This window comes from Caballeronia sp. (assembly GCF_028292365.1).
In the GTDB taxonomy this organism is placed as follows: domain Bacteria; phylum Pseudomonadota; class Gammaproteobacteria; order Burkholderiales; family Burkholderiaceae; genus Caballeronia.
In genome coordinates this window covers 1-7,333 of the sequence record NZ_JAQGMM010000290.1, presented here as the reverse complement: position 1 = coordinate 7,333, position 7,333 = coordinate 1, and the positions used below count along the sequence as shown (strand labels likewise).

Sequence of the window (7,333 nt, the reverse complement as noted above, 5' to 3'; positions counted from 1 at the left end):
CCACCCATAGCGGACGTGCCTTCGGGCCATGCGCATGAAACCACGCAAGTCGGCTTTCGACCGAGACCGGTTCCAGGTCAGCAGTGACAAGGCGCGAGGGCACGGTGGAATTGTAGATGGCCACGATGCCGGGAAGATCGTCGAGCGTGGCGTCGCGAAAATTGGGGTTCATAGTGCGGTCGCGTGCAAAAAGAGTGTTTCAGAGTGGTTCGATAATCAGGCAGCGTTAAATACGTCGCGATAGCCCAGGAACAGTTCTTCGAACACCAGCCGCGCGTTCAGTGGATGATTTTCCACCGCGCGCTGCCGGGTCACCGTCTTTTGAAAGCGGGCGAACCGCTCGGTATCGATCTGCGCCGCACAGCGTTCGAGCGCCTTCGATGCCCCCGGAAAGTAGCGCGGACGCCCTGCCGCTTTCTGTGCGAGCAGGTCGTAAAGCCAGCGCTGCAGCCAGCCGAGCACCATGGGCACGGGAAGTTTCTGCAGGCTTTCCCCGCACGCGAAAGCGTCGCAGGCCGGGCCGGCGGCCAGTTGCGCCAGCGCGAAATCACGCAGCGCGCGGTTTTCATCGGAAGCGAGCGCCAGCGCGGTCAGCGGTGCGCCGCCCGCTTCCGCCAGCACGGCCGCGGGACGCTCCACGCCCTGCTGCGCGAGCCATGCGACGGCCGGCTCGGTGGCCGGAAGGGTCATTGGCCATTGGCGGCATCGGCTGATGATGGTTGGCAGCAAGCGGTCTATGCGCGCCGTGACGAGAATGAACACCACGCCCGCAGGCGGTTCTTCCAGCGTCTTGAGCAATGCGTTTGCGGCGAACACGTTGATCGATTCCGCCGGATACACCAGGACGACACGCAAGCCGCCACGGTGCGAGCCGAGGCTGAAGAAATTCATCAGCCCGAGCACCTGATCGATCTTGATCTCCTTGCTCAGCACCTTCGTTTTCTTGCCGTCCTCGTCTGCCTTGTCAATCTTGTCGTCGTTGATCAATTCCCCTGCGAGCGCTTCCGGCAGCACCGCGCGATAGTCAGGATGGTTGCCCTGGCTGAACCACAGGCAGGCAACGCACTTTCCGCACGGTTCGCGCGTCTCAGTGGGAGTTTCGCAGAGCAGGCTCTGAGCAAGATGTTGCGCGAACTGCAATTTACCAATGCCCGCGCGACCGTGCAGGAGCAACGCGTGCGGCCAGCTTGCACGCAGTTGTTCGAGACGGGTCCAGTCATCGGTTTGCCACGGATAGATCATGAAAAGTCTTTTGGATCAGGTATTTGCAAAGCAATCTTGCGAGTCTTAATTTACTTTAACTCGTCGGTAAAATTCAATTAATTCAACCGGTTGTTGACAGTAATTGAAGTTTTTTCGACGTTCAAGCTGATGTTGCGTCAATGGACGCCAGCGGGAAAAACCGCCGCATAGCGCGACTTAAAGTAAATTATTGATAATAATTTTTCATAAAATCAAATACTTGCAACCACTTCTTCAAGTTGTTTCTGAATATCAGCTATCGATTGAGTAGCGTCAATTATCACAAATCGCTCCGGCGATTCCGCGGCCCGGCGCAAATACTCAGCCCGCGTGCGGCCGAAAAACGAATCTGATTCGCTCTCGAACTTGTCTGGTGAGCGAACCGCGCCGCGTCGTTCGCTGGCAACGTTCGTTGGTACATCGAAGAGGACGGTCAGGTCTGGCTGAAAACCGCCCTGCACCCATCGCTCGAGCGCTTCCAGTTTGTCACGCGGCAAACCGCGGCCGCCGCCCTGATACGCGAAGGTGGCATCGGAGAAACGATCCGACAGCACCCAGTCGCCTCGGGCCAGCGCCGGCTCAATGATCTGCGCCAAGTGTTCCCGGCGTGCCGCGAACATCAGCAACGCTTCGGTTTCGAGGTCCATCGGCTGGTTGAGCAGCAGGTCTCGCAGGCTTTCACCCAACGTCGTGCCGCCGGGCTCTCGCGTGATCACGACCGAACGGCCGGTGGCGGCAATCTTGTCGTCCAGGCGCTGACGAAACCACGCGAGGTGCGTCGTCTTACCCGCGCCGTCGATGCCTTCAAACGTGATGAATCTGCCGCGCACCATCATTGTCCCCGGATGTACTTGTCGACGGCCCGATTGTGGTCGCCGAGATTGTCTGAAAAGAAGCTGCTGCCGTCGCCGCGCGACACGAAATACAGTGCCGTGCTGGACGCAGGATTGACCGTCGCCGCTAGGGCCGCCACGCCCGGCAGCGCGATCGGACCGGGCGGAAGGCCCATGCGCGTGTAGGTATTGTACGGAGTGTCGGTTTGCAGGTCTTTTTTACGCAGCCGGCCAGCGTAGGCCGAACCCAGCCCGTAGATCACCGAAGGGTCCGTTTGCAGCGGCATGCCAATGCGCAGCCGGTTCGTGAACACGGCGGCGACCAGCGGCCGGTCGGCGGCGCGCCCCGTTTCCTTTTCGACAATCGACGCCATGATCAGCGCGTCGTAAGGCGTCTTGTACGGCAAATTCTGCGCGCGAGTAGCCCAGGCTTCATCGAGGCGTTGCTGCATCAGTTTGTACGAGCGTTTGTAGACGGCGATGTCACTCGTGCCTTTATCGAAGAGATAGGTGTCAGGGAAGAACAAGCCCTCCGCACTCGCCCGCGCAATCACGTCGTCCGGCGCGCCGATTGCCTTCAGCAAGTCGGTATCGGTCATGCCAGCGGTGTCGTGCTGCAACGCCGGATTGCCGTCCAGTTCGTTGCGCATTTTCTGGAAGGTCCACCCTTCGATCACGGTCGCCACATATTCGTTGACGTCGCCGCGGGCAATTTTCTGCAGCATCTCGTAGGGCGTGATGCCCTCCTTGAACGCGTAGTTACCGGACTTGAGCTGCGACGAAAGGCCGAGCGCGCGCGTCATCAGCACAAACAACTGCTGCTGGACGTGCGCGCCGCCGCGGTCCAGCTGGAGGGCCACGCTGCGTAAGGTGCTATGGGATTTGATGGTGATGTCGAGTTCGGGTGAGGCCAGCTCGACCGGGCTATTCGCCCACTTGAACATGCCCCCAGCGAGTGCACCGGCAACCACGACCGCGACGACAGCCACGGTCAAACATTTCTTCAAAAGGGACATGCGAAACACGCTCTAAGTAAGACCCATATAATACTTGTTCGCCTCCGTCAAAGTCAGGTCCATGAATTCCTCGACCCTCTCACCGCTTTCATCCCCCTTCGACGCCGTTCTCCATGCAGGCGTATTCGTGCCGCTGACGCAGTTCGGGATTATCGACACCACCGGCGACGACGCCGCTGCTTTTCTTCACACGCAATTGACGAGCGACGTCCAACATCTGGACGCATCGAGCGCCCGTCTCGCTGGCTATTGCTCGCCGAAGGGCCGCTTGCTGGCGTCGTTTCTAATGTGGCGATGCGGCGAAGCCGTGCGCCTGATGCTTGCCGCTGACATCCAGGTATCGGTGCAAAAACGCTTGTCGATGTTCGTGATGCGCGCGAAAGCGAAGCTTGTCGATGCCACGCCGTCGCTCGCCGCGGTGGGTTTTGCCGGCGATGTCCGCAAGACGCTGTCCCATCTCTTCGACGCCATGCCTGACGGCGTGCACGTGAAAGTGGACGGCCCGCTCGGCTCGCTGATCCGCGTTCCCGATGCCGCCGGGCGGCCGCGCTTCCTCTGGGTTGGTCCCAAGGCCGAAGTCGAAGCGCGCCTCGCCGATATCGAAAAGCAGCTCACACGCGCCCCGGCCGAGGTATGGGACTGGCTCGACATTCACGCTGGCGAACCGCGCATTACGCAGCCCACTTCCGAGCAATTCGTCCCGCAGATGGTCAACTTCGACGTGCTCGGCGGCGTCAACTTCAAGAAGGGGTGTTATCCCGGACAGGAAGTGGTCGCACGCAGCCAGTATCGCGGCACGATCAAGCGCCGTACGTCGCTGGCCCATGCCGAAACAGCAAAAGCCGGCGACGAACTGTTCCACTCCGACGACCCCGGCCAGCCGTGCGGCCTGGTAGTCAACGTGGCGCCTGCGCCCGGTGGCGGCGTTGATGCGCTCGTAGAAATCAAGCTCGCGGCGCTTGACCAGGGTTCGGTACACGTGGGTTCGGCGGACGGTCCCGCGTTGAAGTTCTTGCCGCTGCCCTATGCGCTGCCGACGGAAGTCTGACTTATTGCGGACGGTTCGCTCATGTGCCTGATTGTCTTCGACTGGCAACCGGACGCGACAGCGTCTGACGCTGAGCGCCCGTTGCTCACGCTCGCGGCCAACCGCGATGAGTTTTTTCATCGCGAAACCGAGCCGTTGCACTGGTGGGAAAACGCGCCGGAGGTGCTCGCCGGCCGCGATCTGACGGGCGGCGGAACCTGGCTCGGCGTTACGCGCGACGGCCGTTTTGCCGCGTTGACGAACTATCGGGCGCCGGCGGAAGTGCGGCCTGACGCGCCGACTCGGGGTACGTTGGTCAGCGATTATTTATCTGGCACACCGGTCGCGCCGATGGCCTACCTGGACACGGTGGCCCGCGATGGACATCGGTACAACGGGTTCAATCTGGTTGTGGGTGACTTCACGCGGCGCGAGCTTGCCTGGTACGGTAATCGTGCCGATGCCCCGCCTTCGCTTCTTGACTCGGGCATTCACGGATTGTCGAATAGTCTGCTCGACACACCTTGGCCCAAGCTCGTCGCGCAACGCGACGCGTTGCGCGATCTGCTTCACGTCGATGAACGGCCGTCGCTGGACAGCCTGATCGAGACCATGCGCAACCCCCAACTCGCCGATGATCATCTGCTGCCGTCTACCGGGCTCTCGCTTGAGCGTGAGAGAGTGTTGTCGGCGGCGTTTATTGAGTCCGAGGGTTACGGCACGCGCAGCACGACGGCGTTGCAGGTAACGGCGGTTGACGGTGTCTTGACGCTGCAAATCAAGGAACTCAGTGACGACGATGGTTCACACCGGATCGAACGCCCTGGCACGTTCGAACGAAGTGATGCGTTCACGATTGTGCGGGCGGCTTAGGATGATTTAGGACCGTCGAACTCCGAGCGAAACTTTGTGCGCGTAAAGTTTTCGACGCTGGTTTTTAGCTCTCTGTGACGTTCATATATCGACGCAATGCATCTGCTGCGTCCGCATGCGCTTTCGCCACATCCGGCACAAAACCGCCCATCTTGAAGAACTCATGCGTCATGCCTTCGTAGCGGACCAGTTCAACCGGGACCTGTGCTTTTTCAAGCTTGGCCGCATACGCTATGTCTTCGTCGAAGAGCGGATCGTGATCCGCCGCAGCGATCCATGCAGGAGCGACGCCGGTGAAATCCGGCACGGACCCGCGTGCATCCAGCGGGGCGAAACGCCAGTCGTCGCGGTCTTTATCGTTGCGAAGATATTGCGCAAAGAACCACTGAATAGTCTTCGCCGATAACACAAAACCCTCGGCGAATTGCGCATGCGACTGCGTGTCCTGCCGCGCGCTTACGCCGGGATAAATCAGCAACTGGAGGACTAGCGGGATGCCGGCATCGCGTGCGAGCAATGCACACACCGTGGCGAGCGTGCCGCCCGCGCTATCGCCACCGACCGCAAAACGCGTGCTATCGAGTCCCAGCGACGCCGCTTGCGCGTGAAGCCACGTGAGCGCGTCGAAGGCATCGTGCACGGCGGTTGGAAATTTATACTCGGGCGCGAGCCGGTAATCGACCGATGCCACTGTGCAACCCGAATCAGCGGCGAGGCGTCGGCAGAGTGAGTCGTGGGTATCGATACTGCCAACCACAAAACCACCACCGTGAAAGTAGACCAGCGTAGGCGCAGGTGCGGCCCAGTTCGGCTCGACCGGGTGATAAAGGCGGGTACGAATGGACGCTTGATCGCGCGTGGGGATCGTGAGCTCGTGGACGTCGAACATCGCGGCGGGCGCGACGTCGAGAATCAGCGAGCTGCGCTCATAGGACGCGCGCGCGGCAGAAGCTGAAAGCGTGTGGAACGGCGGCCGCTTGGCCTTCGCGATGAGTTCAAGGACCTGTGCAATGGCAGGATTCAGCGGCATGGGAGCGGGGAATTGGCGATCGATCGGAGCTAGCGATGATGACATAGCACCGCGAATTCGATGCGATTTAGTGCGCTAACTGGGACCCTACTCCTTCACCTCCGGCTTCAACGACAACGGATCGGTCGGATTACGCTGCTGGGTAACGTCATCGAAACGCAGTTGCACCGACGCCAGAATCTTCGGGTGCGTCAGCACGTAAAACCGCCGTTCGCGGACCGCGCCGAAGGTCAGTTCCGCCACCTGTTTCGCGCTCTGCTTCCCGCTCTCCACCGCCTTCGTGAGTTGCTTGCCGGCCATGCGCTGCGATGCCGTCAGCGGTTCATCATTGCGCAAACCCTCCGGCCGCGCGCGTTCGGCGTTCGCAATGCCTGTCGGCACAAATGCTGGACACAGCAACGAACAATGGACCTGACCGCCGACTATTTTCAAGTCGTGATACAGCGTCTCGGTCAACGCGACGACCGCATGCTTCGACGCGTTATAGACGCCCATCCCCGGCGCCGACAACAAGCCCGCCACCGACGCCGTGTTGACAATATGCGCAGGCTCTTGCTGCGCGAGCATCAATGGCGTGAACGCGCGCACGCCGTTCGCCACGCCCATTACGTTGACGCCAAACACCCAAGCCCAGTCGTTCGCGCTGCTTTCCCAGACGAAACCACCCGTCCCGACGCCCGCGTTATTGAAGAGCAGATGCACGGCGCCGTAGGTATCAATAGTCGCGCGCGCAAGTGCGTCGACCTGCGCTGCATCGGAGACATCAGTGGGCACGCCGAGCGCTTCGGCGCCCAGACCGCGCGCCATCTCGACCGTTTCCGTGAGGCCTTTCACATCGACATCGGCAAGCACGAGCTTCATGCCCAGCTCCGCGCCCTTCAATGCAAACTCGCGGCCGAAGCCGCTACCGGCGCCCGTGATTACAGCCACTTTGCCGTCGAACTGGTCCACTCTGTCTCCTTTCTTTTGATCGCAAAGATCCGAACGTTCAGATCAGCTTGACGAGCTGCTTGCCGAAGTTCTTGCCCTTGAGCAATCCGAGAAAAGCCTCCGGGGCATTTTCAAGGCCCTGCGCAATGGTCTCGCGATATTGCAGCTTCTTCTGCGCAACGAGGCCGCCGAGTTGCGTAAGCGCTTCGGGCCACACTTCCGGCGACTCGCTGACGATAAAACCCTGCACCTTCAGGCGTTGCGTGAGTAGCAGAGCGGGTTTTTTGAGCGGCATCGGCGAACCGTCGTAACTCGCGATCATCCCGCACAGCGCGATTCGTCCAAACGCGTTCATGCGCGACAACACGGCGTCCAGTATCTC

7 protein-coding genes and 2 pseudogenes are annotated in these 7,333 nt (G+C 60.6%); 2 read left to right on the top strand and 7 right to left on the bottom strand.

All coding sequences use genetic code 11. The features are described from left to right. The 4 genes and pseudogenes from JWR14_RS18170 to mltG form a co-directional block, all read right to left on the bottom strand. A pseudogene (locus JWR14_RS18170) lies at nt 1–172 on the bottom strand (N-acetyltransferase); the annotation flags it as partial. Nucleotides 173–216: 44 nt separating this feature from the next. After that, nucleotides 217–1,242 (bottom strand): DNA polymerase III subunit delta', encoded by a 1,026-nt coding sequence (locus tag JWR14_RS18165; protein ID WP_299709495.1) that lies wholly within the window; start codon nt 1,240–1,242, stop codon nt 217–219. A 212-nt stretch (nt 1,243–1,454) separates the two neighbouring features. Next, nucleotides 1,455–2,075 (bottom strand): dTMP kinase, encoded by a 621-nt coding sequence (tmk, locus tag JWR14_RS18160; RefSeq protein WP_299709493.1) that lies wholly within the window; start codon nt 2,073–2,075, stop codon nt 1,455–1,457. Then, nucleotides 2,075–3,091 (bottom strand): endolytic transglycosylase MltG, encoded by a 1,017-nt coding sequence (gene mltG / locus JWR14_RS18155; protein WP_299709491.1) that lies wholly within the window; start codon nt 3,089–3,091, stop codon nt 2,075–2,077. Before mltG ends, tmk begins: the two co-directional genes overlap by 1 nt. A 61-nt stretch (nt 3,092–3,152) precedes the next feature. Here mltG and JWR14_RS18150 point away from each other — a divergent pair, with 61 nt between their 5' ends. Next, the gene (locus JWR14_RS18150; RefSeq protein WP_299709490.1) at nt 3,153–4,139 is read left to right on the top strand and encodes a folate-binding protein; all 987 of its coding nucleotides are present in this window, start codon (nt 3,153–3,155) and stop codon (nt 4,137–4,139) included. Nucleotides 4,140–4,160: 21 nt separating this feature from the next. Next, entirely contained in the window at nt 4,161–4,991 is an 831-nt protein-coding gene (locus JWR14_RS18145) for an NRDE family protein (RefSeq protein WP_299709488.1), read from the top strand. Between the two features lie 64 nt (nt 4,992–5,055). Here the strand turns inward: JWR14_RS18145 and JWR14_RS18140 are convergent, their stop codons facing one another. The 3 genes and pseudogenes from JWR14_RS18140 to JWR14_RS18130 all read right to left on the bottom strand — a co-directional run. After that, nucleotides 5,056–6,021 (bottom strand): alpha/beta hydrolase, encoded by a 966-nt coding sequence (locus JWR14_RS18140; RefSeq protein WP_299709496.1) that lies wholly within the window; start codon nt 6,019–6,021, stop codon nt 5,056–5,058. An 87-nt stretch (nt 6,022–6,108) separates the two neighbouring features. Further along, nucleotides 6,109–6,972, bottom strand: coding sequence for an SDR family oxidoreductase (locus JWR14_RS18135; protein WP_299709486.1), 864 nt, complete (start codon nt 6,970–6,972; stop codon nt 6,109–6,111). 37 nt (nt 6,973–7,009) lie between these two features. Next, nucleotides 7,010–7,333, bottom strand: a pseudogene (locus JWR14_RS18130) (NADP-dependent oxidoreductase); the annotation flags it as partial.